Source organism: Stenotrophomonas rhizophila (assembly GCF_001704155.1).
GTDB classification, from domain to species: Bacteria; Pseudomonadota; Gammaproteobacteria; order Xanthomonadales; family Xanthomonadaceae; genus Stenotrophomonas; species Stenotrophomonas rhizophila_A.
The window spans coordinates 3498776-3524998 of sequence record NZ_CP016294.1 but is presented as its reverse complement, the minus strand read 5'-3'; the positions used below and the strand labels follow the sequence as shown (position 1 = coordinate 3524998).

General features: G+C 67.6%; 20 protein-coding genes and 1 riboswitch. Of the genes, 11 read left to right on the top strand and 9 right to left on the bottom strand.

Annotated features, from left to right (window positions below; all coding sequences use genetic code 11):
- Positions 1-9 precede the first annotated feature (9 nt).
- From BAY15_RS15705 to ilvC, 6 genes are all read right to left on the bottom strand, one after another.
- Positions 10-792 carry a class I SAM-dependent methyltransferase gene (locus BAY15_RS15705; RefSeq protein ID WP_068853939.1) on the bottom strand — a complete coding sequence of 261 codons (783 nt, stop codon included), beginning with the start codon at positions 790-792 and terminating at the stop codon, positions 10-12.
- Positions 793-803: 11 nt separating this feature from the next.
- A complete protein-coding gene (locus BAY15_RS15700) occupies positions 804-2357 on the bottom strand; it encodes a 2-isopropylmalate synthase (protein WP_068853938.1) in 1554 nt (517 codons plus the stop codon).
- Positions 2354-3451, bottom strand: coding sequence for a threonine dehydratase (locus BAY15_RS15695; protein ID WP_068853937.1), 1098 nt, complete (start codon positions 3449-3451; stop codon positions 2354-2356). Before BAY15_RS15695 ends, BAY15_RS15700 begins: the two co-directional genes overlap by 4 nt.
- A 105-nt stretch (positions 3452-3556) precedes the next feature.
- Positions 3557-3817 carry an ACT domain-containing protein gene (locus BAY15_RS15690; RefSeq protein ID WP_068853936.1) on the bottom strand — a complete coding sequence of 87 codons (261 nt, stop codon included), beginning with the start codon at positions 3815-3817 and terminating at the stop codon, positions 3557-3559.
- Positions 3801-5537, bottom strand: coding sequence for an acetolactate synthase 2 catalytic subunit (ilvG, locus tag BAY15_RS15685; protein ID WP_068853935.1), 1737 nt, complete (start codon positions 5535-5537; stop codon positions 3801-3803). The genes BAY15_RS15690 and ilvG overlap by 17 nt, the downstream gene beginning before the upstream one ends.
- A 38-nt stretch (positions 5538-5575) precedes the next feature.
- Positions 5576-6550: a ketol-acid reductoisomerase gene (gene ilvC, locus BAY15_RS15680; RefSeq protein WP_068853934.1), complete on the bottom strand. Its 975-nt coding sequence runs from the start codon at positions 6548-6550 to the stop codon at positions 5576-5578.
- Between the two features lie 494 nt (positions 6551-7044).
- On the opposite strand from ilvC, the gene ggt reads away from it, so the two are divergent.
- Positions 7045-8763 (top strand): gamma-glutamyltransferase, encoded by a 1719-nt coding sequence (ggt, locus tag BAY15_RS15675; protein ID WP_068853933.1) that lies wholly within the window; start codon positions 7045-7047, stop codon positions 8761-8763.
- Between the two features lie 261 nt (positions 8764-9024).
- On the opposite strand, the gene BAY15_RS15670 is transcribed toward ggt, so the two are convergent.
- Positions 9025-10596 carry a BCCT family transporter gene (locus tag BAY15_RS15670; protein ID WP_068853932.1) on the bottom strand — a complete coding sequence of 524 codons (1572 nt, stop codon included), beginning with the start codon at positions 10594-10596 and terminating at the stop codon, positions 9025-9027.
- 68 nt (positions 10597-10664) lie between these two features.
- A riboswitch (TPP riboswitch) is annotated at positions 10665-10766 on the top strand.
- A gap of 114 nt (positions 10767-10880) precedes the next feature.
- On the opposite strand from BAY15_RS15670, the gene thiC reads away from it, so the two are divergent.
- From thiC to BAY15_RS15645, 5 genes are all read left to right on the top strand, one after another.
- Positions 10881-12674 carry a phosphomethylpyrimidine synthase ThiC gene (thiC, locus tag BAY15_RS15665; protein WP_068853931.1) on the top strand — a complete coding sequence of 598 codons (1794 nt, stop codon included), beginning with the start codon at positions 10881-10883 and terminating at the stop codon, positions 12672-12674.
- A gap of 35 nt (positions 12675-12709) precedes the next feature.
- Complete coding sequence (locus BAY15_RS15660; RefSeq protein WP_068853930.1) at positions 12710-13387, top strand: ion channel; 678 nt, start codon at positions 12710-12712, stop codon at positions 13385-13387.
- A gap of 293 nt (positions 13388-13680) precedes the next feature.
- Positions 13681-15987: a winged helix-turn-helix domain-containing protein gene (locus BAY15_RS15655; RefSeq protein WP_068853929.1), complete on the top strand. Its 2307-nt coding sequence runs from the start codon at positions 13681-13683 to the stop codon at positions 15985-15987.
- 123 nt (positions 15988-16110) lie between these two features.
- The gene (locus BAY15_RS15650; protein ID WP_068853928.1) at positions 16111-16992 is read left to right on the top strand and encodes a helix-turn-helix transcriptional regulator; all 882 of its coding nucleotides are present in this window, start codon (positions 16111-16113) and stop codon (positions 16990-16992) included.
- A 68-nt stretch (positions 16993-17060) separates the two neighbouring features.
- Positions 17061-19922, top strand: a complete 2862-nt coding sequence (locus BAY15_RS15645) for a TonB-dependent receptor (protein WP_068853927.1) — start codon at positions 17061-17063, stop codon at positions 19920-19922.
- A gap of 149 nt (positions 19923-20071) precedes the next feature.
- Here BAY15_RS15645 and BAY15_RS15640 read toward each other — a convergent pair whose 3' ends face one another.
- Positions 20072-21193 (bottom strand): HDOD domain-containing protein, encoded by a 1122-nt coding sequence (locus BAY15_RS15640; protein WP_068853926.1) that lies wholly within the window; start codon positions 21191-21193, stop codon positions 20072-20074.
- 152 nt (positions 21194-21345) lie between these two features.
- A complete protein-coding gene (gene ppa / locus BAY15_RS15635) occupies positions 21346-21882 on the bottom strand; it encodes an inorganic diphosphatase (RefSeq protein WP_068853925.1) in 537 nt (178 codons plus the stop codon).
- Between the two features lie 185 nt (positions 21883-22067).
- Here ppa and BAY15_RS15630 point away from each other — a divergent pair, with 185 nt between their 5' ends.
- The 5 genes from BAY15_RS15630 (at position 22068) to BAY15_RS15610 (ending at position 26123) form a co-directional block, all read left to right on the top strand.
- Positions 22068-22583: a hypothetical protein gene (locus BAY15_RS15630; protein ID WP_068853924.1), complete on the top strand. Its 516-nt coding sequence runs from the start codon at positions 22068-22070 to the stop codon at positions 22581-22583.
- A gap of 9 nt (positions 22584-22592) precedes the next feature.
- Entirely contained in the window at positions 22593-23816 is a 1224-nt protein-coding gene (locus tag BAY15_RS15625; protein ID WP_068853923.1) for a DNA-binding protein, read from the top strand.
- 44 nt (positions 23817-23860) lie between these two features.
- The gene (locus BAY15_RS15620; protein ID WP_068853922.1) at positions 23861-24529 is read left to right on the top strand and encodes a DUF5074 domain-containing protein; all 669 of its coding nucleotides are present in this window, start codon (positions 23861-23863) and stop codon (positions 24527-24529) included.
- Positions 24530-24583: 54 nt separating this feature from the next.
- Positions 24584-25084, top strand: coding sequence for an RNA polymerase sigma factor (locus BAY15_RS15615; RefSeq protein ID WP_068853921.1), 501 nt, complete (start codon positions 24584-24586; stop codon positions 25082-25084).
- 76 nt (positions 25085-25160) lie between these two features.
- A complete protein-coding gene (locus BAY15_RS15610; RefSeq protein ID WP_068853920.1) occupies positions 25161-26123 on the top strand; it encodes a FecR family protein in 963 nt (320 codons plus the stop codon).
- Positions 26124-26223 lie beyond the last annotated feature (100 nt).

Below are 26223 nucleotides of genomic sequence, written 5' to 3'. Positions count from 1 at the left end.
TCGGGTCGGTCAGGAAGTGCGCAGCCGCGCCTCGAAGCGCAGCCGCACGTAATCGGCGGTCCATTGGCCGTGCGCGTTGCGCTGGGTCGGCGCCAGCAGCGCCACGGTGTCATCCAGCACGCGCTGGCGCTGGGCGGCATCCAACCCCACCAGGAAGGGCGAGGCGAAGGTGCGCAGCCAGCCCTGCATGCCGGTGGGCAACACGGTCGGGCGTGCCAGGCATTCGATATGGCGCACCTGGAAACCGTGCGCGCGCAGGCGCTCGGCGTAGGCTTCTTCGTCAGGGAAGTACCACGGGAACGCCGGCACGGCGTGGCCGTTGCTGCACAGGGCGGCCTGCAGTGCGCTGGTGATGGTGGCCACGTTGCCCTGGCCACCCATCTCGGCGACGAAGCGGCCACCGGGCCGCAGCGCACGGCGCACGCCGTCGATCACCCTGTCCGGTTCCCGCATCCAGTGCAGCGCCGCGTTGCTGAACACCGCATCGAAGCAGCGCTCGAAGGTCATCGCATGCGCGTCCATCAGCCGTGCATCGATCCCACGCGCACGCGCGCCACCGATCAGCTCCGGCGAACTGTCCACGCCGGTCACGTGCGCACCGCTCAGTGCCAGATCGAAGCTCAGCACGCCATCGCCGCAACCCAGGTCAAGGATCCGCTCGCCGCGCTGCGGGTCGAGCAGGCGCGCCACCGCACCGCCGAGCAGCGGCACGAAGCCGGCGTCGATGGCGTAGTCGTGCGCGTTCCAGTGCTGGGAAGCATCGGCGGTGTAGGGGCTGTCGAAGGCACTCATGCGTGGGTTCCTCAGGCGGCGGCAGTGGCCGCGGGGTGTTCGGCGCTGGCCTGGCGCTGGCGCAGCAGGCGGTTGGCCACGTCCAGCCAGGCCAGCGCCGAGGCTTCGATGATGTCGCGGCTGGTGCCGGTGCCTTCGTACTCCACGCCGTCGTGGCGCACGCTCAGGTTGGCTTCGCCGCGCGCGTCGGCGCCGATGCCCACGCTGTGCACGTGGTAGCTGTCCAGCATCAGCTGCACGCCGGTGGCGGCCGACAGCGCGCCGAACAGCGCGTCCACCGGGCCATCGCCCTGCGCGGTTTCAGCCACGCGGTTGCCGTCCGGGTCGGACAGTTCGACCAGCGCGTTGGCACGGCTGCCCACGTCGCTGATCGTCATCGAGGCCAGCCGGTAGCCGTTCTGGGTGGAGCTGCCCTGCATGAGTACCTGCAGGTCGGCGTCGGTGACCACGCGCTGCTGCTCGCACAGGGTCTTGAACTGCTCGAACACCAGCTTCAGCTCTTCTTCCTCCAGCCAGAAACCCAGGGCACGCAGGCGCGCTTCAACCGCGGCCCGGCCACTGTGGCGGCCCAGCACCATCTGCGAATTCTCCCAGCCCACGTCTTCCGGGCGCATGATTTCGTAGGTGCCCCGGTGGCGCAGCATGCCGTGCTGGTGGATGCCCGATTCGTGGGCGAAGGCATTGGCGCCCACGATCGCCTTGTTGCGCTGGACCGGCATGCCGACCAGGCGCTGCAGCAGCTGCGAGGTGGAGACGATGCGCGGGGTGTTGATGCGGGTGTCTTCCTCGTAGAAGGCGTTGCGTACCTTCAGCACCATGGCCAGCTCTTCCAGCGAGCAGTTGCCGGCGCGCTCGCCGATGCCGTTGATGGTGCACTCCACCTGGCGGGCGCCGCCTTCGATGGCCGCCAGCGAATTGGCCACGGCCAGGCCCAGGTCGTTGTGGCAGTGCGTGCTGAAGATGATGCGGTCGCTGTCGGGCACCCCGGCGATGACCCGCTGGAACATGCCGCGGATCTCTTCCGGGGTGGTGAAGCCCACGGTGTCGGGCAGGTTGATGGTGGTGGCGCCGGCAGCGACGGCCACGCGGGCCACTTCGATCAGGAAGTCTTCTTCGGTGCGGGTGGCATCCTCGGCCGAGAATTCCACATCGTCGATGTAGCTGCGCGCCAGGCTCACGTGCTTGTGCACCGATTCCAGTACCTGCTCGCGGCTCATGCGCAGCTTGTGCTCGCGGTGCAGCGGGCTGGTGGACAGGAACACGTGCAGGCGCGCATTGGCGGCTGCGTCCAGGGCCTTGGCCGAGGTTTCGATGTCGGCGGCCAGGCAGCGCGACAGCACCGCCAGGGTCGGGCGGCGCACTTCGCGGCCGATCATCGCCATCGCGTCGCGGTCGGACTGCGAGCTGGCCGGGAAGCCGGTTTCGATGACGTCCACGCCCAGCTCGTCGAGCGCGCGTGCCATCACCAGCTTCTGCTGCGGGCTCATGCTGCAGCCGGGCGATTGCTCGCCGTCACGCAGGGTGGTATCGAAAATTCGAATTCGGGGGGAGTTGGGCGTATTCACCAGGAGGTCTCCTCGACGGCAAGGTCGGATGGCAAGGCAGGGGAAGGAAGGACGATGGAATTCGGCGGTGGCGCGAGCACGGTCGGTAGCGGTGGCCGTGTCCGCTCGCTGGCGCGGCGGCGCGGTTTGCGCGGCGGGCGCGGGCGGATGTCGGACAGCAGCTGGGCCAGCACCATGGCGTCGATGTTGCCGCCGGAGACCACCGCGCACTTGCGCTTGCCGGCCACGCGGCGGCCGGCGGCCAGCGCCAGCGCGCCGGCGCCTTCGGCGATGATGTGTTCTTCCAGCGCCAGCCGGACCAGGGTTTCGCGCAGCTCGGCTTCGCGCACGATCACCACGTCGTCCAGCAGCGCACTGCACAGGCGGCGGGTCAGGGTGCCAGGGATCTTCACCTTCACGCCGTCGGCCAGGGTGGCCACCGGTGCGATCTCGCGCGTGTCGCCGCGGATCGCGCGCGCCATCGAATCCACGCCCTCGACCTGCGCGCCGACGATCCGCACGCCCTGCGATTTCAGCGCCAGCGCGACGCCGGAGGCCAGCCCGCCACCGCCGATCGGCACGATCACCACGTCCGGCGCATGCGCGGCCAGTTCGATGCCCAGCGTGCCCTGGCCGGCGATCACGTCCGGCTCGTCGAAGGCGGACAGGAAGCGGTAGCCGTGCTGGTCGGCCAGGGCGCGCGCGAAGGCGTACGCCTCGTCGTAACTGCTGCCGTGCTGGCGCACGGTGGCGCCCCAGTGGGCAACGCCCGCGATCTTGGTCGCCGGGGCGCCGTGCGGCATCACCGTGATGGCCGGGATATCCAGCCGGTAGGCCGACCACGCCACGCCCTGGGCATGGTTGCCGGCCGAGGCGCAGATGACCGGGCGGTCATCACCGCGTTCGCGCCCGGCCAGCAGCGCGTTCAATGCGCCGCGCACCTTGTACGAGCCGGTGCGCTGCAGGTTTTCCAGTTTCAGCCAGGTGCCGAACCGCTCCGCATAATGCAGCGGCGTGGGCGGCAGGAACCGGCGCAGCCGCGCCTGCGCGGCCAGCACGTCGGCGACGCTTACGTCGCCTACCTCCGATTCCTGCGGGGCACGGCTAGGCGGCATGGCGGCTCCGCAGATCGCACGCGGGATGACGGACGCGGTCGTGCGTGGGCGACGGGCCTTGAAGAAGACCCCTCCGTACCGGCACCGGAACCACGGCGCGGGCGTTCATACGGTTACCCCAGTACCCGGCTCCAGCGCGCTGATCCGCACCGAAACACAGTCATAGATCTTTTCGATCTGGCGGCACAACGTCTCCGGCGGGCGGGTGCTGTCCACCACCAGCTGCAGGTGCCAGCGACCATCGTCGGCCGCATTGGGCGCACCCACGATCGCGCGCGGCGCAAAGCCACGGCGTTCGGCCATGCCGATAACGCGCAGCAGCGCGCCTTCGGCGGGAACCAGCACCAGGTCAAGCCGGTATTGCATGGGGGAACTCCTGGGGCTGATGGGCGGGGTTGCTTTCCAGCATCGTGCTGTTGGCGTTGTTGGGCGGCACCAGCGGCCATACGTTGGCGCGCGCATCGATGGCCACATGCAGCAGCGCCGGGCCGGGTTCGGCCAGCAGCGCGGCCAGGCCGCCTTCGACGTCGTCGCGGTTCTCGATGCGGGTGGCCGGAATGCCGAACACCTTGGCCAGCGCGGCGAAGTCCGGGTTGTCGGACAGGTCGATCTCGCTGTAGCGCTCGGCGAAGAACAGCTCCTGCCACTGGCGGACCATGCCCAGCGAGCTGTTGTCCAGCAGCACGATCTTCACCGGCAGGCGGCAGCGGGCGATGGTCGCCAGCTCCTGCACGTTCATCATGAAGCTGCCGTCGCCGGAGACCAGCACCACGGTGCGGTCGGGGCAGGCGAACTGCGCGCCCATCGCCGCCGGCAGGCCGAAGCCCATGGTCCCCAGCGCACCGCTGGTCAGGTGGTTGCGCGGGTGGTTGAACCGACAATGCTGCGCCACCCACATCTGGTGCTGGCCGACATCGCAGGCAATGATCGCGTCGGCCGGCGCCACTTCGCTCAGGCGCTTCAGCAGCGCCGGTGCATAGATGTGCGCGCCCGGTGCGTCGTAGCGTGCGGCGAAGCGCTCGCGGTGCCCGGCGCAGCGCTTGCGCCACGACTCCTGCGATGCGGCGGCGCGCGGCAGGGCCGCAGTCAGTGCGCGCAGCGCGGTGCCGACGTTGCCCGGCACCGCCACATCGGCGGTACGCAGTTTGGAAATCTCATACGCGTCGGCATCGATATGGATGACGCGGGCGAACGGGGCGAACTCGTTCAACTTGCCGGTCGCGCGGTCGTCGAAGCGGGCGCCGACCACCACCAGCAGGTCGCTCTCCTGCACGGCCATGTTGGCCGCGCGGGTGCCGTGCATGCCCAGCATGCCCAGGTAATGCGGGTGCTGCGCCGGCAGCCCACCCAGACCGCGCAGGGTCAGCACGGTGGGAATGGCGGTGGCATCGACGAAGGCACGGAAGTCCTCCACCGCATCGCCCAGCGCGACACCGCCGCCGGCGTAGATCACCGGCTTTTCGGCGGCCTGGATCGCGGCGATGGCATCGGCCAGCGCGGCGTCGGCCGGGGCCACCGGCGGGTTGACCGTTTCCGGCACGTGCGCCGGCAGGTGGCTGGCGTCGGCGATCTGCACATCCTTGGGCAGGTCGATCAGCACCGGGCCGGGACGGCCCTCGCGCGCAATCCGGAACGCCTCACGGACGATCCGCGGCAGGTCGTCGACCGAACGCACCAGCCAGCTGTGTTTGACGATCGGCAGGGTCAGCCCGAACACGTCCAGTTCCTGGAACGCGTCGGTACCCAGCAGCGGGGTGGCGACCTGGCCGGTGATGCAGACCATCGGCACCGAATCCAGCATCGCATCGGCGATGCCGGTGACCAGGTTGGAAGCGCCCGGACCGGAGGTGGCCACGCAGACGCCAACGCGGCCGCTGGCGCGGGCATAGCCGTTTGCCGCCAGCGCCGCGCCCTGTTCGTGGCGCACCAGGATGTGCTTCAGCCCTGAATCCACCAGGGCGTCGTAGAAGGGCATGATGGTGCCGCCCGGATAGCCGAACAGCGTATCGACGCCCTCGGCTTCCAGGGCCTGCGTCAACCAGCGTGCGCCGTTGCGGGGCGCGGTGCTGTGTGCGGAGGTGTTCATGCGGTGACCTTTGCGAAAGCGGTGGGGGAGCCGCGCGGTTACGCGGCTTGACTTTGCAACCAGACCATCTTGGCGCGCAGTTCCTTGCCTACCTTCTCGATCGGGTGTTCCAGGTCGGCCTGCTTGAACTTGTTGTAGTTCGGCAGGCCCGCTTCGTATTCGGCCACCCAGTTCTTGGTGAACGTGCCGTCCTGGATGTCGGCCAGCACCGCCTTCATGCGCTCCTTGGTGCCGGCGTCGATCACCCGCGGGCCGCTCACGTAGTCGCCGTACTGCGCGGTTTCGGAGATGAACTCCAGCATGCGGGTGATGCCGCCTTCGTAGAACAGGTCCACGATCAGCTTCAGTTCGTGCAGCACTTCGTAGTAGGCGATTTCCGGCTGGTAGCCGGCTTCCACCAGCGTTTCGAACCCCGCCTGGACCAGTGCCGAGGCGCCGCCACACAACACGGCCTGTTCACCGAACAGGTCGGTTTCGGTTTCTTCCTTGAAGGTGGTCTGGATCAGGTTGGCGCGTGCGCCGCCCAGGCCGGCGGCATAGGCCAATGCGTACTCGGCGGCCTTGCCGCTGCGGTCCTGGTAGACCGCCCAGATGCACGGCACGCCGCGGCCGATTTCGTATTCGCGGCGGACCAGCGCGCCCGGGCCCTTGGGCGCAACCAGCACCACGTCCAGGTCTTCGCGCGGGGCGATCATGTTGAAGTGCACGTTCAGGCCGTGGGCGAACAGCAGCACCGCGCCGTGTTTCATGTTCGGCGCCAGCACGTCTTCGTAGAGTTTCTTCTGCACCATGTCCGGGGTCAGCACGGCGACCAGGTCCGCATCCTTGACCGCCTCGGCCGGTGCCTTGACGGTGAAACCGTCGGCCTGTGCCTTGACCTCGGTCGGGCCGCCCGGACGCAGGCCGATGACCACGTCGAAACCGGATTCACGCAGGTTCAATGCGTGGGCGCGGCCCTGGCTGCCGTAGCCGACAACAGCGATCTTGATCTGGGGCAGGTCGTTGGTGCTCATGGGGGAGGTCCTTTGGAGGAAGAAATCGGAGGGTTCTGAAACGAAAAAACCCGCACCAGGGTGGGTGCGGGTTTTGATGGATACCTGGCAGTTCTACTTACACGCCGGTCCGTCCCGCACCTGTTGGTTGGGTAATAAGTACGAGGACAAGAAGCGAACGGATGGAGGCCGCGCCGGGACCGGCGTGCTCGATGGATTCGCGAATGGGCGTGTGGCGCTGCAACATGTGATCGAGAAAACCACAGCGGTTTTGCCGCTGTCAACCGTGTTTGGACAATTTCCAACGGTTTCGGCTGTATCCAGCGCAAAGCCCCGCCGTATAAGGATGGTTGCGCGTGAAAGCGTTCCGGTGAACGTCAATTCAAGTTTTGAAGCCCGGTTTCTGCGCGGATCAGGCTGTCGTGGATGCCCCCGTGCATGACCATTGTCGGATGTGCGCAGCACGCCTCAACCGCCACCATCGAACGCTTTCCACCCCTCCAGGAAACTCCTCCGTGACCCGACCCCTTGTCCGTGCCGCCCTGGCTGCCGCGCTGCTGTGCGCCCTGCCGATGCTGTCTTCTGCCGCCGACCGGGTCACCGGGCATGGCTTTGCCACCCGCTCGGAAGTGATCGCCCCGCACGCGATGGCGGCCACCTCGCAGCCGCTGGCCACGCAGATCGCGCTGGATGTGATGAAGGGCGGTGGCTCGGCGGTGGATGCGGCGATCGCCGCCAATGCCGCGCTGGGGCTGATGGAGCCCACCGGAAACGGGGTGGGCGGGGACCTGTTCGCGATCGTGTGGGATCCGAAAACGCAGAAGCTGTACGGCTACAACGGCTCGGGCCGTTCGCCGAAGTCGCTGACCCTGGCCGAGTTCCAGCGCCGGGGGCTGAAGGACATCCCGGCCACGGGCCCACTGCCGGTGTCGGTGCCGGGCGCGGTGGATGGCTGGTTCGCGCTGCATGACCGCTTCGGCCGCAAGCCGATGGCCGACAACCTGGCGCCGGCGATCCGCTACGCACGCGAGGGCCACCCGGTGGCGGAGGTGATCGCCTACTACTGGGACCGGTCGGTGCCGAAGCTGTCGCAGTATCCGGGCTTCAAGGAGCAGTTCACGATCAATGGGCACGCGCCGCGCAAGGGTGAGGTGTGGAAGAACCCGAACCTGGCCAACACGCTGGAGCAGATCGCGCAGGGCGGCCGCGATGCGTTCTACAAGGGCGACATCGCGCGCACGATTGGCACCTACTTCAAGGCCAATGGCGGTTACCTGAGCTACGACGACATGGCCAGCCACCACGGCGAGTGGGTGGAGCCGGTGAGCAGCAACTACCGGGGGTATGACGTGTGGGAGCTGCCACCGAACAGCCAGGGTATCGCGGCGCTGCAGATCCTGAACGTGCTGGAGGGGTACGACTTCTCGAAGATTCCGTTCGGCTCGCCGGAGCATGTGCACCTGTTCGTGGAAGCCAAGAAGCTGGCCTTCGCGGACCGGGCGCGCTTCTACACCGATCCGGCGTTCCAGCCGGCGCCGGTGGCCAAGCTGGTGTCGAAGGAATACGCGGCCGAGCGGCGCAAGCTGATTTCAATGGACAAGGCGCTGCGCGAGGTGCAGCCGGGCACGCCGAAGCAGCTGGAAGAAGGCGACACGATCTACATGACGGTGGCCGATGCGGACGGGATGATGGTGTCGCTGATCCAGTCCAACTACCGCGGGATGGGCAGCGGCATGGCGCCGCCGGGGCTGGGTTTCATCCTGCAGGATCGCGGCGAGATGTTCGTGCTGCGCAAGGACCACCCCAATGGCTATGCGCCGGGCAAGCGTCCGTTCCAGACCATCATTCCGGGCTTCGTGACCAAGGACGGCAAGCCGTGGATGAGTTTTGGCGTGATGGGCGGTGCGATGCAGCCGCAGGGGCACGCGCAGATCGTGATGAACCTGGTGGACTTCGGCATGAACCTGCAGGAAGCCGGTGATGCGCCGCGCATCCAGCATGAAGGCTCGACCGAACCGACCGGGCAGGCCACGGCGATGAGCGACGGCGGCGAGGTGAACCTGGAAACCGGCTACCCGTATGAAACGGTGCGCGCGTTGATGCGCAAGGGGCACCGCGTGACGTTCGCTGACGGTCCGTACGGCGGGTACCAGGCGATCATGCGCGACCCTGAAACCGGGGTGTATTACGGTGCTTCGGAAAGCCGCAAGGATGGGCAGGCAGCCGGATACTGAGCAGTCCGGTGGAGCCACGCGGTGCGTGGCTGCTTCATGCATCTTTGCGAGCAGCCGGCGGCCCCTGTCAAAAACATGGATGTTTTTGCCAAGCCCCCAAGGGTGAAGGCGCACTGCTTGCGAGGCACTGCCTCGCGTGCGACTGAACGCCCAGCCGCTGGCGGCTGGGCCGGGGCCCGGAGGGCGGTTTACGGCGTGTCCCGTAAGAGGCTGCCCGTCGGCCTCCCCAGCGCGTAAAAACTGAAACGCTGCTCTTACCCCTTACGTATCCGCCCGCGAAGCCTCATCGCGCGTCTCTTCCTGCGCGGCGATCTCTCGCTCGATCCAGGCATCCATCATCCGCCGCGCGCGCAATGCGCGTCGACGCTGTAGCGCGTACTCCATGTCGAGCACGCGGTACAGCGACCACATGACGGCCAGCATCAGCAGTGCGAAGGGCAGGGCGGCGATGGTGATCATGCCCTGCAGCGCGTCCAGGCCGCCGGCCAGCAGCAGCACGGCGGCGATCAGGGCAATCGCCACGCCCCAAGTGATCTTCCGCGACAATGGCGGGTCGCCGGCTTCGTCGGTGGACATGCTGGCCAGTACCAGCACCGCCGAGTCTGCCGAAGTGACGAAGAAGATCATCAGCAGCACCAGTGCGATCACCGAGAGCACGGTGGGCAGCGGCAGGCTGTCGAACATGGTGAACAGCACGGTTTCGTAGCCGGTGCCCAGTGCCTGCACCAGGTCCACATGGCCGAAGATCTGCGACCACAGCGCGGTGCCGCCGAACACCGAGAACCACAGGAAGCCGAGCACGCTGGGTGCGATCACCACGCCGAGCACGAACTCGCGGATGCTGCGCCCGCGCGAGACGCGGGCGATGAACGAGCCCACGAAAGGTGCCCAGGCAATCCACCACGCCCAGTAGAAGATCGTCCAGTCGGCCACCCAGGTGCTGCCCGAGAATGGCGACATGCGCAGGCTCATGGTCACCAGCTGGTTGAGGTAGGCGCCAATGGTGGTGGTGAAGGTATCGAAGATGAAGGCAGTGGGGCCGAGCACCAGCACCAGCGCCAGCAGCACGGCAGCCAGGCCGAGGTTGAAGTTGGAGAGCCACTTGATGCCACGGTGCACGCCGCTGGCGGTAGAGGCCATGTACAGCACGAAGGCGACGGCGATGATGGTCAGCTGCAGCGGCGCGCCGGCGTGCAGGCCGAACACGCGGTCCAGCCCGGCGGCGATCTGGATGGTGCCAAAGCCCAGCGTGGTGGCCACGCCGATCGCGGTGGCCACCACCGCCGCAACGTTCACCACGGTGCCGATCCACCCCCGGTGGTGCGCGCCGATCAGCGGCTGCAGCAGATCGCTGATCAATCCACGGCCATTGCGGTTGAACTGGAACCAGGCCATCGCCAGCCCGATCAGTGCGTAGATCGCCCACGGGTGCAGGCCCCAGTGGAAGAACGCATAGCGCATCGAGGCGCGTGCCGCTTCCATGCTCTGCGGGGGCAGGCCTTCGGGTGGGGTGACGAAGTGCGAGACCGGTTCGGCCGCGCCCCAGAACACCAGGCCGATGCCCATGCCGGCGGCGAACAGCATCGACATCCAGCTGGCGTTGGAGAAATCCGGTTCGGCATCTTCACCGCCGATCCGCAGCGAGCCCAGCCGCCCGAAAGCGAGATAGAGCAGGAACGAGAGCGTGATGAACACCACCAGCAGGTACAGCCAGCCGGCACTGCGGACGATGTGCACCAGCCCGCCGCGCACGATTTCGTTGAACGGGTCGGGTGCCACCCCAGCGGCCAGCACCAGCAGTACCACCAGGGCGATGGAGAGTCGAAATACCATGCGCGGCAGTCTATCCAAGGCGGCATGACATGGCTGTTCACACTTGCGGTGCAGGTGTGGTCTAATCCGCCCCGAAGCGGGGGTACCGCGGCCATGTGGCCTCGGTTGAGACAGTCCCTTCGAACCTGATCCGGTTGATACCGGCGTAGGGAAGCTTCGCAACAGCCGATGCACCGCGCCGCCCAGCCCCCCGCCTGGGATCCGCGCGCCGTGCGCCGGCCGTGCGCCGCCGCTTCGTCCCTCGCCGTGCGAACCCTCGCACCGACAACCCAGGACGATGCCCGATGAACGCACACCCTTCCGCCCTGCAGCAACAGGCCCAGCAGCTGTCCGAGTCGGTCACCCGACCCATTCCCGGCTCACGCAAGATCCACGTGCCCGGCTCGCGCTGCGACCTGCAGGTGCCGATGCGCGAGATTGCGCTGAGTGGCGGCAACGCCCCGCTGACCGTGTACGACACCTCCGGCCCGTACACCGATCCCGAGGCCCGCATCGACCTGTCCACCGGCTTGCCGGCCCTGCGTGCAGGCTGGGTCGCCGAGCGTGGCGACACCGAACTGCTGGATCGGCCCAGCTCGGCGTTCGGGCGTTCGCGCGAAACCGATGCGCGGCTGGACGCGGTGCGCTTCCCGTCGCGGCTGCAACCGCGACGCGCGGTGGCCGGCGCCAACGTCACCCAGATGCACTATGCCCGTCGCGGCATCATCACTCCGGAAATGGAGTTCGTGGCGATCCGCGAGAACCAGCGCCTCGAGGCCATCCGCGACGAGGCGCTGCTGATGCAGCACCCCGGCCAGTCGTTTGGTGCCTCCATCCCCGCCTCGATCACGCCGGAGTTCGTGCGCGAGGAAATCGCGCGCGGGCGGGCGGTGCTGCCCAACAACATCAACCACCCCGAGAGCGAGCCGATGATCATCGGCCGCAACTTCCTGACCAAGATCAACGCCAACATCGGCAACAGCGCGGTGTCCTCGGGCATCGCCGAGGAAGTGGAGAAACTGGTGTGGGCGATCCGCTGGGGCGGTGACACCGTGATGGACCTGTCCACCGGCAAGCACATCCATGAAACCCGCGAATGGATCCTGCGCAACTCGCCGGTGGCGATCGGCACGGTGCCGATCTACCAGGCGCTGGAAAAGGTCGATGGCCGTGCCGAAGACCTGAGCTGGGAAATCTTCCGCGATACGCTCATCGAGCAGGCCGAGCAGGGCGTGGACTACTTCACCATCCATGCCGGCGTGCTGCTGCGCCACGTGCCGCTCACCGCGCGCCGGGTGACCGGCATCGTCTCGCGCGGCGGCTCGATCATGGCCAAGTGGTGCCTGGCCCATCAGCGCGAGAACTTCCTCTACACGCATTTCGAGGACATCTGCGAGATCATGAAGGCCTACGACGTGACCTTCTCGCTGGGGGATGGCCTGCGCCCCGGTTGCATCGCCGACGCCAACGATGCCGCGCAGTTCGGCGAACTGGAAGCGTTGGGCGAGCTGACGAAGATTGCCTGGAAGCACGATGTGCAGACCATGATCGAAGGCCCCGGCCATGTGCCGATGCAGCTGATCAAGGAGAACATGGACAAGCAGCTGCGTGAGTGCGGCGAGGCGCCGTTCTACACGCTGGGGCCGCTCACCACCGACATCGCGCCGGGCTACGACCACATCACCAGCGCAATCGGCGCGGCGATGATCGGCTGGTACGGCACCGCCATGCTCTGTTACGTCACCCCCAAGGAGCACCTGGGCCTGCCCAACCGCCAGGACGTGCGCGACGGCATCATGGCTTACCGCATCGCGGCCCACGCCGCCGACCTGGCCAAGGGCCACCCGGGTGCGCAGGTGCGCGACAACGCGCTGAGCAGGGCGCGCTTCGAGTTCCGCTGGGAAGACCAGTTCCACCTGGGCCTGGATCCGGAGAAGGCGCGCGGGTTCCATGACGAAACGTTGCCCAAGGACGCCCACAAGGAGGCCCATTTCTGCTCGATGTGCGGCCCGCACTTCTGTTCGATGAAGATCACCCAGGACGTGCGCGACTACGCGGCCGGGGCGGCCGTCATGCCGCCCGGGCGCGACAGCCGTTAAGCTTCGGCCATCGACACAGGGGCAGGGACACCACGATGGCCATAGCGCGCACCACCCGATGGCTGGCCATCGCCCGTCGGCACCCTTCGGCCTGGTTGCTGGGGGTGCAGTTGCTGGGCGTATTGCTGTACCCGGCCATGGACGAGTCCGGGGCCGGCCGCGCGCTGTTCGGCGCGTTCGGCATCGCGGTGCTTGGCCTGGCGTTGTGGGTGGTGCGGCGCAGCCCGCTGGGCATGTGGGTGGCGTTGCTGTTGGCCATTCCCTCCGTGGTGTTCTCCCTGTCCGGGGCACTGCTGGGGCGGCCGGCGCTGGTCACCACCGCGCAGCTGCTGGAATGCCTGCTGTATTTCTATACGGCCGGCAGCCTGATCGCCTACATGCTGCAGGACCACAAGGTGACCCGTGACGAGCTGTTCGCCGCGGGCGCGACCTTCACGCTGCTGGCCTGGGCGTTCGCCTTCGCGTTCGCCGTCTGCCAGCAGTGGTTCCCGGGCAGCTTCGTGGCCACCAGCGAGAGCGAACTGCGCACCTGGATGGAGCTGCTTTATCTCAGCTTCAGTTTGTTGTCCGGGGTGGGCCTGAGCGACGTCGTGCCGGTGCATCCACAAGCACGCGCACTGGTGATGCTGGAACAGTTCGCAGGCGTGATGTACGTAGCGTTGGTGGTGTCGCGACTGGTCGGATTGACCATGATCCGCAATGCGCGAAACTGAATCGCCGATAAAAAATTGCTGAATCAAACTTAAAAAGTTGCTGAATCGCAGATAAAAAATTCGCGCCAAGCGGCGCGAATGTTGAAGCAATTTATGTGGATTCGTCGGCGAGAGAGGCCTGATGTCCTCTGCGCGCACAGGCGCAGTTAACCGGCATAGGCTAGTATTCGCGCGCTTCAGTGTCTTTGCCCTTTGCACTGATGACGTGTGCGGAATCTGGCGGTTCGTTCGATCTGTGGTTGATTCGATGAATGCTGCGTTCCTGTTGTTCAGTTGTATTACGTAGCGCCGGAATGATCAGCCTGGATAGTGAGACACCCGCTGCCGACCGCCTGAGGATCGGCGATTGCACCATTACGCTGTCGTCGCGTGAGGTGGTGGTGGAGGGCGCGCGTCGTCCGCGCCGGCTCACGCCCAAGGCGCTGGGTGTGCTCAAGGTGCTCATGCGCGTGCCCGGTGCGGTGGTGACCCGCGAGGAACTGTTCGCCGAGGTCTGGCCGGACACGCTGCCCACCAACGATGTGCTGACCCAGGCCATCACCCAGCTGCGCAAGGCGTTCTCCCGCGACGACGACGGCGGCACCGCCTATATCGAAACCATCGCCAAGACAGGCTACCGGCTGCTGCAGCCGGTGTCGGTGCTGGTCGAGCCCGGCCCGGACGTCGATGCCGCGCCCAATGAAGACGAACGCGATGCGCTGGCCGCCGTGTTCGCCGCGGCAACCCCTGCGCCGCGCCCACGCAGCCGCTGGCGGCGCAACCGGCGCTATGTGTTCCTGGCCATCGGCCTGGGCATGTTCATCGCCCTGCTGGTGATGGCCGCACTGCTGCTGCAGCGCCCGCCGCGCGGGCCTGAAGGCAGTGGCGTGCTGGAAGACGGCAGCCGCGTGGTCGGCAGCCCGCAGCGCCCGTATCGTTTGATTACCGCCACGGCCGGCTTCGAGACCTACCCGACCGTATCGCCGGATGGATCGCAGGTGGCTTACGAGGCCGACGATGCAACTGGCGACGGCAGTGCGATCAAGGTGCAGACCTCCGGCAACGCGCCCGCGCGGCTGCTGACCGATACGCCTGCGGGCCATTCCGACCGTTTCCCGAACTGGTCGCCGAACGGCCGCGATATCGCATTTGCGCGGTTCGGGCCGGAGGGCAGCTGCGAGGTGCTGATCGCCAGTGCGACCGGTGGTGCGATCCGCCATGTCACGCGCTGCGACGGCACCGAGCTGCTCAGCTTCGACTGGACGCCCAACGGGCGTGGCCTGGTGTTCGGCTCGCTGTCCGGCCGCCATGCCTATCGCGGCATCCGCGTGCTGGACATCGCCAGCGGTGCATGGACCCCGGTGGACTACCAGGTTGCCGACGACAGCTTCGACTACGCCCCGCGTTTCTCGCCGGACGGCCGCTGGATCGTGTTCGTGCGCAACCCGCAGATCGGCGACCTCTGGCGCCTCCCGGCCAGCGGCGGCGTGCCCGAACAGCTGACCAACGATTCGGCCGAAATCCGTGGCTGGGCCTGGCGGGGCGACAGCCGGCACATCGTGTTCGGGCGCCGCGTGGACAGCGAAGCACGCCTGTACGAACTGGATACCGAAACGCGCACGCTGCGCGATGTGGGCCTGGACGACGCGCAGTCGCCGGCGTTGTCGCGCAGCAACAACATGCTGGCCTTCGTGCACCGCAAGGCGCAGTTCGGCCTGTTCCGCGTGCCGGTGAAGGACGGCCGTCCCGGCACGCCCGAACGCCTGTTCCCTTCCAACGGTCGCGATGGCCAGCCGATGCTGGCGCCCGATGGCCGGCAGCTGGTGTTTACCTCCGATCGTTCCGGCAACTACGGCTTGTGGTGGGCGGACCTGTCGCGCCCCGAATCGCTGCGGCCGGTGGAAGGCCTGCGTCCTGAAACCCGGCAATCCGCCGACTGGTCGCCTGACAGCACCCATCTGCTGGTATCGGGCCGTGATGCCCAGGCGCGGCCGGTGATCTACGAGGTTTCACCGCGCGACGAGCAGATCGTGGCGCTGCCGGTGCCGGTGGCGCAGCCCCTGCAGGCCTTGTACGCCGGCGACAACGACCACGTGCTGGTCGTGGAGCGCGACGACGACGAACGCATGCGCCTGTCGCTGTTCGATCGGCGCACCACGCCGTGGAAACTGCTGGGCCACGTCGATGGGGTGTCCCAGGCGCGGCTGGATGCGGCCCACCAGCGCGTGCTGTTCACCCGGTTGGCGGCGGGCGGCCTGTGGTCGGCCGATCTGCGCCTGGATCCGGCCAGCATCCAGCAGGTCAGCGAGGATCGGCCTTCGCGCTGGCGCTACCGCACCTGGGCGGTGGCCCGCGATGGCAGCCTGGATTACCTGTCCAGCCGGGCCGACTGCTCCACCGTGTTCGCACGGATCAACAGCCCGTCGCAGGGGGCGGAGTACTGCCTGGACGCCGATCGGCTCAGCGCCGGCAACGGCTTCAGCGCGCAGCCCGATGGCAGCGCCCTGTACCTGGCCCTGGCGGTCGCAGACGGCGCCGACATCGGGGTGATGACGCTGCCCGAGCCGCCCCGACCCGTGTTCTCGTCGGTGCCCAACCTGTTGTTCTGGAAAGGAAAGTAGTCTTCGTACTTCTTTCGTGGGGGCGTCGTGGCGAATTCGGATCAATCTCGTCGAAACGTCCTGACGCAGACCGCCTGACTTGGCAAAACGGTTGCCCCGTAACGGCAAACCCCGGTGTACGTCATGCGTCAGCTTTCCCTCGCCGATCGCGGCCAATCGCTCTCCCTGGACAAGATCGTCGACGACGGTCCGCTGCCCACCTGCCTGGGCGTGGCCCGGCTGGGCAGCCTGCAGACGGCTGGCACCACCTTCACCGTGTGGATGCAGCTGCGCGGCAGCGCGTGGGTCGAATCCAAGGAAGGCCGCTTCCGCCTGCGCCAGCGCGAGTGGATTGCGTTCGAGAAGGAATCCAAGCCGATGATCCAGGCCGGCCGCGATGGCCTGTGCATCGGCCTGAGCCTGGCCCCGGAAGCCCTGCGCGCGCTGGGCGAGCTGGCCGACTGCAGCTTGTACGCCGGCCGCGGCAGCATGAGCCGCAGTGAAGTGCGGGTGGCGCTGCGCCTGTGGCGCGATGCGCTGGCCAGTGGCCAGCCCGCGCAGGCCCTGCGCCCGGTGCTGCTGCACCTGGCCTCGATGCAGCGTGGCATGGCCACCGGCGTGCAGCGCTGCCCGGGCCGCTCGCGCATCCGCAAGCGCCAGGTGTTCGGCCGCATGCAGCGTGCGCGCCTGTACCTGGAAGGCAACAGCCACCGGGTGGTGCGCATCGGCGAACTGGCCGAGTTGACCAACTTCTCCAGCTGGTACCTGTCCAAGACGTTCCAGAGCCTTTACGAAGAGAGCCCGCAGTCGCTGTCGGCGCGCCTGCGCCTGGAGCGCGCCGCAGACCTGCTGCGCGACACCGACATGATGATCGGCGAAGTGGCCGCCGCCAGCGGCTTCGACAACTGCTGCAGCTTCGCGCGTGCGTTCCGCGCCCGTTATGGCCAGTCGGCATCGGGCTTCCGGCAGACCGGTGGATCGCTTTCGCCAAAGTCGGCAAAGAGTCCGGTGGCATCGCGCAAATAATTAACGGTAACGCAATCGTAACTTTCCGAGGCGGTTTAACACGCTACTAACGTACCTTGGAGAGATTGATGAATTTTCGTACTCCCGCAGTGCGGCTGGGCCTTCTGCCGGCCGGCATTGCGCTGGCGCTCGTGCCGAGCTTCGCTTCGGCACAGGAAGCAGCCTCCGGCACCACTGACCTGGATCGCATCTCGGTCACCGGCTCGCGTATTCGCGGTGCCAACATGGAGACCCAGCAGCCGATCCTGACGATGACCCGCGAATCCCTGGAAAAGCAGGGCTTCTCGAGCGTCGCCGACGTGCTGAACAACCTGACCTCGGCCGGTTCGCCGGCCATCTCGCGTTCGGATTCGCTGTCCTCGGGCGAAGACGTGGGCGGTGCCTATGTCGACATCCGCAACCTGGGCGCCCAGCGCACCCTGGTGCTGATGAACGGCAAGCGCCTCGGCGCCACCACCTCGGGTCTGCAGGACCTGAGCCAGATTCCGATGTCGGCCGTTGAGCGCATTGAAGTCCTGAAGGACGGCGCCTCCTCGATCTACGGTTCGGACGCCATTGCCGGCGTGGTCAACGTGATCACCCGCAAGAACGTCGACGGTGGTGAAGTCAACGTCTACTTCGGTCAGTACGACAAGGGCGACGGCGACAACCAGCAGTACTCGATGACCCTCGGTGCGACCGGCGAGCGTGGCAGCCTGACCCTGTCGGCCGAATACGCCAAGCAGGATCCGGTGTGGGCCAAGGACCGCTGGTACAGCCGCGATGGCGGCAAGGGCCCGAACTCCACCACCGCTGACTGGAGCGCCGTCAGCCAGAATGGCAGCTGGTGCAACCCGACGCAGGTGGACTGCACCGATACCGACACGGCGGTGTGGAAGACCCTGAACCCGGGTGGCAACCCGAACAACCCGAACGACTACCACCAGATCACCGGTGCCGAGTACGCCAACTCCAACGAGCAGATGAGCCTGCTGACCGGCGTTGAGCGCAAGTCGCTGTACATCAACGGCACCTACGACTTCACCGACACCATCAGCCTGAACACCGATGTGCTCTACAACGAGCGCAACACGTTCCAGCAGATCGCCGGTTACCCGTACCAGTCGACCTCGTTCGAAACCCCGCTGTCGGCCGACAGCGCCTTCAACCCGACCGCCGTCAATGGCGTCGGCGGCCAGGACGTCGACTTCCGTCGCCGCCTGTGGGAAGTGCCGCGTACCACCGACAGCCAGCTGAAGACCCTGCGCTTCGCGCCGACCATCAGCGGCTACTTCGAGCTGGCCGGCAAGTCCTTCGATTGGGACGTCGGCGCGCTGTGGAACCGCAATGAGTCGATCAAGACCCAGCGCGGCGACATGAGCCTGATCGGTTCCCAGCAGGCGCTGGGTGCGTCCTTCATCAACGCGCAGGGCGTGGCACAGTGCGGTACCGCTGCCAACCCGATCGCGCTGGGTGACTGCCGTCCGTGGAACCCGCTGCTGCCGTACGGCGTTGCAGGCCAGGGTTCGCTGGCTGACCAGGACCTGCAGGACTTCCTGTTCCCGACCTACACCACCCGTGGTGTGACCAAGACCACCAGCTTCACCGCCAACCTGTCGGGTTCCATCGTGGCCCTGCCGGCCGGCGACCTCGGCTTCGCCGTGGGCGTGGAGCACCGCAAGGAAGAAGGCAGCTACGTGCCGGACGCCTTCGCACAGTCGGGCATGTCCACCGGCCTGGGCCAGAAGCCGACCCAGGGTGAGTACGATCTGAACGAGGTCTACCTCGAACTGAACGTGCCGATCCTGGCCGACATGGCGTTCGCCAAGGAACTGACCCTGAACGTTGCCAGCCGTTATTCGGACTACAGCAACTTCGGTGGCACCACCAACAGCAAGTTCGGTCTGACCTGGCGTCCGATGGACGAGCTGCTGGTCCGCGGCACCTACGCCGAGGGCTTCCGCGCTCCGACCATCGCCGATCTGTACGGCGGCCTGAGCTCCAGCTTCGAGCGTTACATCGATCCGTGCGGCACCACCGCACCGGGCAGCGTTGCCGGCAACGGCCCGTGCTCGGCGGCTGGCGTTCCGGCCAACTACGTGCAGCTGGGCCAGGCCGGTGAAGTGTGCGGCACCCTGCCGTGCCAGTCCGGTGACCAGTTCATCTCCGGTGCCAACCCGAACCTGTCGCCGGAAACCTCCAAGAGCAAGACCGTCGGTCTGGTCTGGAGCCCGCGTTGGGTGCAGGGCCTGGACGTCTCGCTGGATTGGTACCGTTACGAGATCAAGGACATGATCATCGCTGACAGCGTTGATCGCATCCTGCGTGACTGCTACGTGCTGGGCGATTCGTCGCGTTGCGACGGCATCGTGCGTGCGGCTGACGGCCACATCAGCGCGCTGACCTACGGCACCGCCAACCTCGGCTCCATGGAAACCGAAGGTTATGACCTGGGCGTCAAGTACCGTCTGCCGGAACTGGGCATTGGTCAGTTCAACATCGACTGGCAGACCAGCTACCTGGCCAAGTACGACGAGTCGGCACAGAACGCTGCGGGTGACAACATCATGATCGGCCGCGTGGCACAGGATGCCCTGTTCCGCGTGCGTTCGAACCTGGCCGTCAACTGGGCGCTTGGCGACTTCGGTGTGAACTACACCGCTCGCTACTACTCGGGCATGAACGAAGACTGCATCGCCATCGGCTGCACCGACCCGGATCGCATCGCCAATGGCGAAGCGGCTCCGCTGCGCAAGACCGGTTCCAACACCTTCCACGACCTGCAGGTCAGCTGGAAGGCACCGTGGGATGCCACCATCGCCCTGGGCGCGAACAACGTGTTCGACCACAAGGGTCCGCTGATGTACTCGGCACCGAACTCGAGCTTCGCCTACTACGGCGGTTTCGATATCGGCCGCTTCCTGTACATGAAGTACACCCAGAAGTTCTGATCCATCGAACCACTGGTGCAATAAAAGGAGGGCGGCCCGCAAGGGCCGCCCTCTTTCTTTGCCCGCAGGGCAAAGAAAAAAGCCGACCTTCAAAGGTCGGCTTTGGGTAGCGCCGGCCGTTGGCCGGCCGTTGATCTACGCTTGAAGCATCAAGCGTCGGCCGTAGCCAACCCCATCAACCCATTGGCATGGTCCCGCCACTGCGGCAGCTTGGCCAGCACGCCCGCGCGCTGCAGGTAGTCCTCGTCCACCGGGTCGCCGTTGACCAGCGCCAGCGCCACGTGCACCGCACCGGTCACCCAGAAGCTGCGCGTGTTGGAACGCTGCGGCTGCAGGTGGAAGGCCACCGCCTCGATGATCGGCATCGGCAGGCCCCACAGCCCCAGCAGGTAGGCACCGGCTTCGCTGTGGCCCGGGCGCGGGTCGGCGTCGTCGGCCGGCTCATTGCGCTCGTTGCGCACGCCGGGCAGCAGCAGGCCGATATCGGCCAACAGTGCGGCGGTCGCGCCCAGTTCGGCACTGGAATCGGGCAGGAGCTTGGCGGCCAGTCGCGAAGCGAGCAGCGCGCGCTGCTGCAGCGCGTTGCGTTCACCGCTGGACAGCGGCGAAGCCGAGAACACCTCGCTGGCCAGCACCAGGTCGCGCAGGGTCGACAGGCCCAGGCGGGTCACGGCGGTGCGTAGGTCGGAAATGGTGCGGCCGCTGTTGAAGAAGGCCGAGTTGGACAGCTGCAGCACCTTGGCCGCGATCGCCGGATCGGCCGACACCAGCTTGGAGACATCTGCCGTGTCGGTGTCGTCGTCGTGCTCCAGCGCCTGGGTCAGGCTCAGGTACAGGTGCGGCGGCGAGGGCAGCTTCTCGATGCGGCCGATGGCGCTGCGCAGGCGCGCGCTGTCGAGCAGCTCGCGCAGCTCTTCCAGGCTGGTGAGCGCTTCAAGCAGCACTTCCGGTGCCAGCGGCAGCGGCAGGAAACGGTGGGCAACGCCGATCAGGCGTGCCGGCGGCGGGCGGTTGCCCTGGGCCGCATCGACCAGCGCGATGCGGATCGTCTCCGGACGCAGCGTCCGGATCTGGCCCAGCAGCGTGGTGGCGTTGAGATCGGGCAGGGAGGGGCAGGCGATCACCGCATCCACCGGCGTGGACGCCACCATGTTCATGGCCGTCTGGCCATCGGGTGCCCGCAAGGGCTGCCACTCTTCCCCAAGATCGGCAATGAAATCCATCAGCTCAGCCGACAGGCTGGCTTCGTCCCCAACTAGCAGAATACGCACGACACAATCCCCTGGGTGACCACGGTGAACCCCACCGTGGACGGTGTAGAAGTCGCAATGTACCCAATCCGGCGCAAACAGTGATGTGCCGCATTGTAAAAACGTGATGCCCATCGCTCCGGCGACCAGCGCCGGAGCAGGGTCTTTCAGCCTCAGCTGTTGCTGGACAGGTAGCGCTGGTGCGCTTCAACCAGGATCTGCTTGGCTTCGGCGGCGCCGCCCCAGCCATCCAGCTTGACCCACTTGCCCTTCTCCAGGTCCTTGTAGTGCTCGAAGAAGTGGCCGATGCGCTCCAGCCAGTGCTTGGACACCTGCTCGATGTCTTCCACGTGCGCGTAGCCGCTGAACACCTTGGAGATCGGCACCGCCAGGATCTTCTCGTCGCCGCCGGCTTCGTCGCTCATCTTCAGCACGCCCACCGGACGGCAGCGCACCACCGAACCCGGGACCAGCGGCAGCGGCAGCACGACCAGCACGTCGGCCGGATCGCCGTCGCCGCACAGGGTGCTCGGCACGTAGCCGTAGTTGCAGGGGTAGCGCATCGGGGTGGAGAGGATGCGGTCGACGAAGATCGCGCCGGTTTCCTTGTCCACTTCGTACTTGACCGGCTCCGAGTCCTTCGGGATCTCGATGATGACGTTGATTTCTTCCGGCGGGTTCTTGCCGGGCGAGACGAGTTCCAGACCCATGGTGTGCTCCGAGAGGGGGGATGGCGCGATAAGACCTCCCATTTTATGCCTTTGCCGGCCAACGTGCAGGGTGGGGACTATCCGACCCGCCGCAGTGGCGATCGCCGACCGCAACCAGCGCACCCGGCTGATCCCGCCCGGACCTGGGCAGGCGCACGGTGGAGGTCCCTTCACGGAGCACGCCCATGACCCTTCCACTGCCTTCCCGCCACCCCTGCAACGCCTTGGCCGCGTTGATCCTGCTGGCGCTGGCCGTTGCCGGCCCGGCCGCCGCCAGCCCGCCGCCCGCTGCGCCCCTGCACGTCGATCTGGTCGATTACCCCACGCCGCAGGCGAACTGGTCCGCCTTCCGCGACCTGCGCCATCGTCTTGAAGCCGGCTTCGACGATGTCTGCCCCGATACCTTCTGCGAAGGCGAGTACACCGATTACCAGCCGCTGAAACTGCGCTGCTCGGTCGAACGGGCCACGGGCAGGGTCAATGTCTGCGGCTGGGCCTTCGCTGCAAGCGAGCTGCAGGTGGACCCGGCGACCGGCGCCCTGCAGCGGCAGCAGCCCACCTGGCTGTGCCACTTCCCGACCGGCGGCGGCACCACCGTGGCGGCATTGCTGGCGGCACTGGACGGACCGCAGCCGTTGTTCCAGCGGCTGCCCGCCACGGGAAAAACCGTGTTCGAGGCACTGGGAGACTGCCTGCGCTAGCCTGCTCGCATGGACTCCCTGCTCGCCGCCGCCGCACGTGCCCTTGCCGCTGGCGACGTACTGACCGCACTGGGCCATGTGGCCCTGCGCAGCGACCCGCCGGCACTGGCGCTGCGCGGCGTGGCCATGGCCCAGCTGGGCGAGCTGCAGCGGGCCCGGGAACTGCTGCGGCTGGCCCACCGCGGCTTTGGCGCCGATGAGGTGCTGGCCCGGGCGCGCTGTGTGGTGGCGGAGGCGGAAGTGGGGCTGGCGCTGCGGGATCTTGCCGGTACCCCCGCGCCGCTGCTAGCCGCCGCCCATGCGTTGGAGGAGCGCGGCGATCCGCACAATGCGCTGCAGGCCTGGTTGATCCTGGCCCGCCGCTGGCTGTTGCTCGGGCGTCGGCAGGAGGCCGAATCGGCCTTGGCGAAGGTGCAGGGCAGGGCGCTGACGCCCGCCCTGGCCGCCATGGCCGGGCTGGCCGAAGCGGCCTTGGCGGCGCGCGCGTTGCGGGTGTCGCAGGCGACGGCGGCGCTGGAGGCGGCTGCGGCCGCCGCGCAGGCGTCGGGCATCGGCGCCCTGCACGCAGAGGTCGTGCAGGCCCGCCGCCATCTGGCCCAGCCGGCGGCACGCCGGGTGGCCCGGGAGGCCGCTGACCGCCTGCTGGATCTCCAGGCCGTGCAGGACCTGCTGGCCTCAACGGCCTGTGTGGTGGATGGCTGCCGGCGCGGCGTGTGGCTGGGAGGGCGCTGGCGGTCACTGGCGCGCCGGCCGCTGCTGTTTGCGCTGCTGCGTGCCGTCGGCCAGGCGTGGCCGGGGGATGTAGACCGCGACGTGTTGATTGCCGAGGTGTTCCGCACTCGTAATGGCGACGACAGCCACCGCGCGCGGCTCCGGGTGGAAATGGGGCGCGTCCGCGCTGCGGTGAAGGGACTGCTGTCGGTGGAAGCGACCGCCAACGGCTACCGGCTGATAGCCGCGCCCGGCATCGCTGTGGTGGTGCTGGCGCCACCGATCGAAGGCGAGCAGGGCGCCGTTGCCGCATTGCTGGCCGATGGGGCGGCCTGGTCCAGTTCGGCACTGGCCTTGGCGCTGGGCGCCAGCCAGCGCACGGTGCAGCGCGCGTTGGCGGCACTGGAAAGCACCGGCCAGGCACGCGCGACCGGGCGCGGGCGCACGCAGCGCTGGTGGGCCTTGCCGCTGTCCGGATTCACGACGATCTTGTTACTCCCGGCCGCGCTGCCGGGCGACTAGGGTGGTGGCCAGGCACCCCTTCCGATGTGCCAGGAGATGCTGAAATGAACGCTGGAACGCTGAACCCCGCCGCTGCCCCGCGCGTGCACGACGCCGAGGTGGCCCGCGAATATGGTCCCTTTGACGGCGCCGACTGCATCCACGGGGTCAGCTTCGATGGCCGCCATGTCTGGGCCGCCACCGGCCCGGCGCTGCTTGCGTTCGACCCGGACAGCGGCACCCCGGTACGCACGCTGGCCGTGCCCTGCGATGCGGGCACCGCGTTCGACGGTACCCACCTGTACCAGATCGCCGAAGCGCGCATCGACAGGATCGACCTGCAGACCGGCCAGGTGCTGGCCTCGATTCCCGCGCCCGGCGGCGGCACCGATTCGGGCATGGCCTGGGCCGAAGGCAGCCTGTGGGTGGGGCAATACCGCGAACGCCGCATCCACCAGGTGGATCCGGCCACGGGCGAGGTGCTGCGCACGATCGAATCAGACCGCTTCGTCACCGGCGTGACCTGGGTCGACGGCCAGCTGTGGCATGGCACCGACGATGGCGAGCGCAGCGACATCCGCCACGTGGATGCCCACAGTGGGCAGGTGCTGGAGCAGCTGCGCATGCCCGAGGGCATGCATGTCAGCGGGCTGGAGGCCGATGGTGCGGGCCTGTTCTACGCCGGCGGCGGGCGCAGCGGCAAGGTGCGGGCGGTGCGCCGGCCGCGCGCTTAACGTGACTCATTCTCATTTGAGGGGTAATATGCCGCCGCCCCGGGCCCCCTCTGCATGTCCTCCAACGCATCCACCCTGACCGACCTGTTGATCCGCGAACGCCCGGCGCTGCTGCGTCGGGTGCAGCGGATACTGGGCAGCGACGGCAGTGCCGAAGACGTGATCCAGGCCATCTGGTTCAAGGCGCGCGGGGTGGATGCCGGGGTGACCATCGACAACCCGCGGGCCTATCTGTACCGTCTGGCCACCAACCTGGCCACCGACCAGGGCCGGGAACGCAGCCGCCAGATGCGGCTGTTGGCCGACCACTACCTGTGGGGGCCGGATGAAGTGCTGTCCACGGAAGAACAGGCCATGGCCCAGGACGAGCTGCAGCGCGTGCTCGCCGCCGCCGACCACCTTCCCGAACCGACACGTACGATCTTCCGCCTCAACCGGTTGCAGGGGCTGACCCAGGCGGAGATTGCCCGGCGCCGTGGCGTGTCGGTCACGACCGTGGAAAACCATGTACGCGCTGCGCTGCAGCGGCTGGCATGGGCGCGCAGCGGGCGGTGAGGCGCGGGGGCTTGGGGAAGTGCCGTTCCCACACGTCTTGATGGTATCGGCGCTGCCCTTCGCACCCTTGCCAGCCATGAGCCCGCACGACCTGCCTACCGACCCGACCGCGCCCACCTCGCCCGACCTGCTTGCCGAACAGGCACAGGCGTGGATCACGTGGCTGGCCTCCGGCGCCGTGGACGCGCCGCGCATGCAGGCCTTCGAACACTGGCTCAGCCTGCCCGGGCACCGCCGCGCGTTCGAATACGAGCGCCAGCTGTGGCAGGCCGTGGCGCAGCCGCCGGCGGCGGCGAAGCGTCCGCATGTCCGCCGTCGTCGCGTTCCCCGTCTGGTGCTGGCCGCTGCCGCCGCGCTGGCGCTGGTGTGGGTGTCACCCGAAGCCTGGTTGCGCCTGCGTGCCGATTACCGCAGCAGCCACGAAGTGGTCACGCTCGCCCTGCCCGATGGCAGCCGCGCGGTGCTCGATGCCGATTCGGCGATTGCCGTGGACTATGACGACCAGCGCCGCAGCATCCGCCTGCTGCGCGGGCGCGCCTGGTTCGAAGTTGCGCCCGGGCGCGCGCAGCCGTTCCAGGTGACCGCACAGGACGGTGTGGTGGAGGACATCGCCACGGCGTTCGCGGTGGCCAGCACCCCGCAGGGAGTGGAAGCGGAAGTCTCGCAGGGCCAGGTCCGCGTCGCGGCCTCGCCCAACGGCGGCTGGACCTACCTGCTGGCTGGCCAGCGCGCCGGCTTTGCGCCTGGCGGCCGGGTGGTGCGCCATGACGACCTGGCCCCCGACCGCATTGCCGCATGGCGCGACGGCGAGCTGCTGCTCGATGTCAGCGGCGTGGCCGATGCGGTCGCGCAGATTGCGCGCTATCGCCAAGGCCCCACGTTCGTGCGCGGCGACCTGTCGTCGCTGCCCGCCGTCAACGCCGCACTGCGCGTAGACCAGCCCGAGCAGGCGCTGGATGCGCTGGCGATGTCGGCCGGGCTGCGCATCACCCGCCTGCCGATGGGCGTGGCGATCGTGAGCGCCACCCCCGCGCGCTGAATGCGCCTTGGGGAAGGGATCGCCCCGCACGTCTTACCCCCGAACGTACCCGCCGCCGCCACGTACGTCGCAGCGCCCGCACCGCGTGCGGGGAAGCCGT

Coding starts and splice junctions, on each gene's coding strand:
- BAY15_RS15695 (WP_068853937.1), bottom strand. CDS start 3,451: ATGCCGCCTAGCCGTGCCCCGCAGGAATCGGAGGTAGGCGACGTAAGC.
- BAY15_RS15690 (WP_068853936.1), bottom strand. CDS start 3,817: ATGCAATACCGGCTTGACCTGGTGCTGGTTCCCGCCGAAGGCGCGCTG.
- BAY15_RS15615 (WP_068853921.1), top strand. CDS start 24,584: ATGTCCTCCAACGCATCCACCCTGACCGACCTGTTGATCCGCGAACGC.
- BAY15_RS15670 (WP_068853932.1), bottom strand. CDS start 10,596: ATGGTATTTCGACTCTCCATCGCCCTGGTGGTACTGCTGGTGCTGGCC.
- thiC (WP_068853931.1), top strand. CDS start 10,881: ATGAACGCACACCCTTCCGCCCTGCAGCAACAGGCCCAGCAGCTGTCC.
- ilvG (WP_068853935.1), bottom strand. CDS start 5,537: ATGAACACCTCCGCACACAGCACCGCGCCCCGCAACGGCGCACGCTGG.
- BAY15_RS15655 (WP_068853929.1), top strand. CDS start 13,681: ATGATCAGCCTGGATAGTGAGACACCCGCTGCCGACCGCCTGAGGATC.
- BAY15_RS15625 (WP_068853923.1), top strand. CDS start 22,593: ATGGACTCCCTGCTCGCCGCCGCCGCACGTGCCCTTGCCGCTGGCGAC.
- BAY15_RS15650 (WP_068853928.1), top strand. CDS start 16,111: ATGCGTCAGCTTTCCCTCGCCGATCGCGGCCAATCGCTCTCCCTGGAC.
- BAY15_RS15630 (WP_068853924.1), top strand. CDS start 22,068: ATGACCCTTCCACTGCCTTCCCGCCACCCCTGCAACGCCTTGGCCGCG.
- BAY15_RS15645 (WP_068853927.1), top strand. CDS start 17,061: ATGAATTTTCGTACTCCCGCAGTGCGGCTGGGCCTTCTGCCGGCCGGC.
- ilvC (WP_068853934.1), bottom strand. CDS start 6,550: ATGAGCACCAACGACCTGCCCCAGATCAAGATCGCTGTTGTCGGCTAC.
- ppa (WP_068853925.1), bottom strand. CDS start 21,882: ATGGGTCTGGAACTCGTCTCGCCCGGCAAGAACCCGCCGGAAGAAATC.
- BAY15_RS15705 (WP_068853939.1), bottom strand. CDS start 792: ATGAGTGCCTTCGACAGCCCCTACACCGCCGATGCTTCCCAGCACTGG.
- BAY15_RS15620 (WP_068853922.1), top strand. CDS start 23,861: ATGAACGCTGGAACGCTGAACCCCGCCGCTGCCCCGCGCGTGCACGAC.
- BAY15_RS15660 (WP_068853930.1), top strand. CDS start 12,710: ATGGCCATAGCGCGCACCACCCGATGGCTGGCCATCGCCCGTCGGCAC.
- BAY15_RS15610 (WP_068853920.1), top strand. CDS start 25,161: ATGAGCCCGCACGACCTGCCTACCGACCCGACCGCGCCCACCTCGCCC.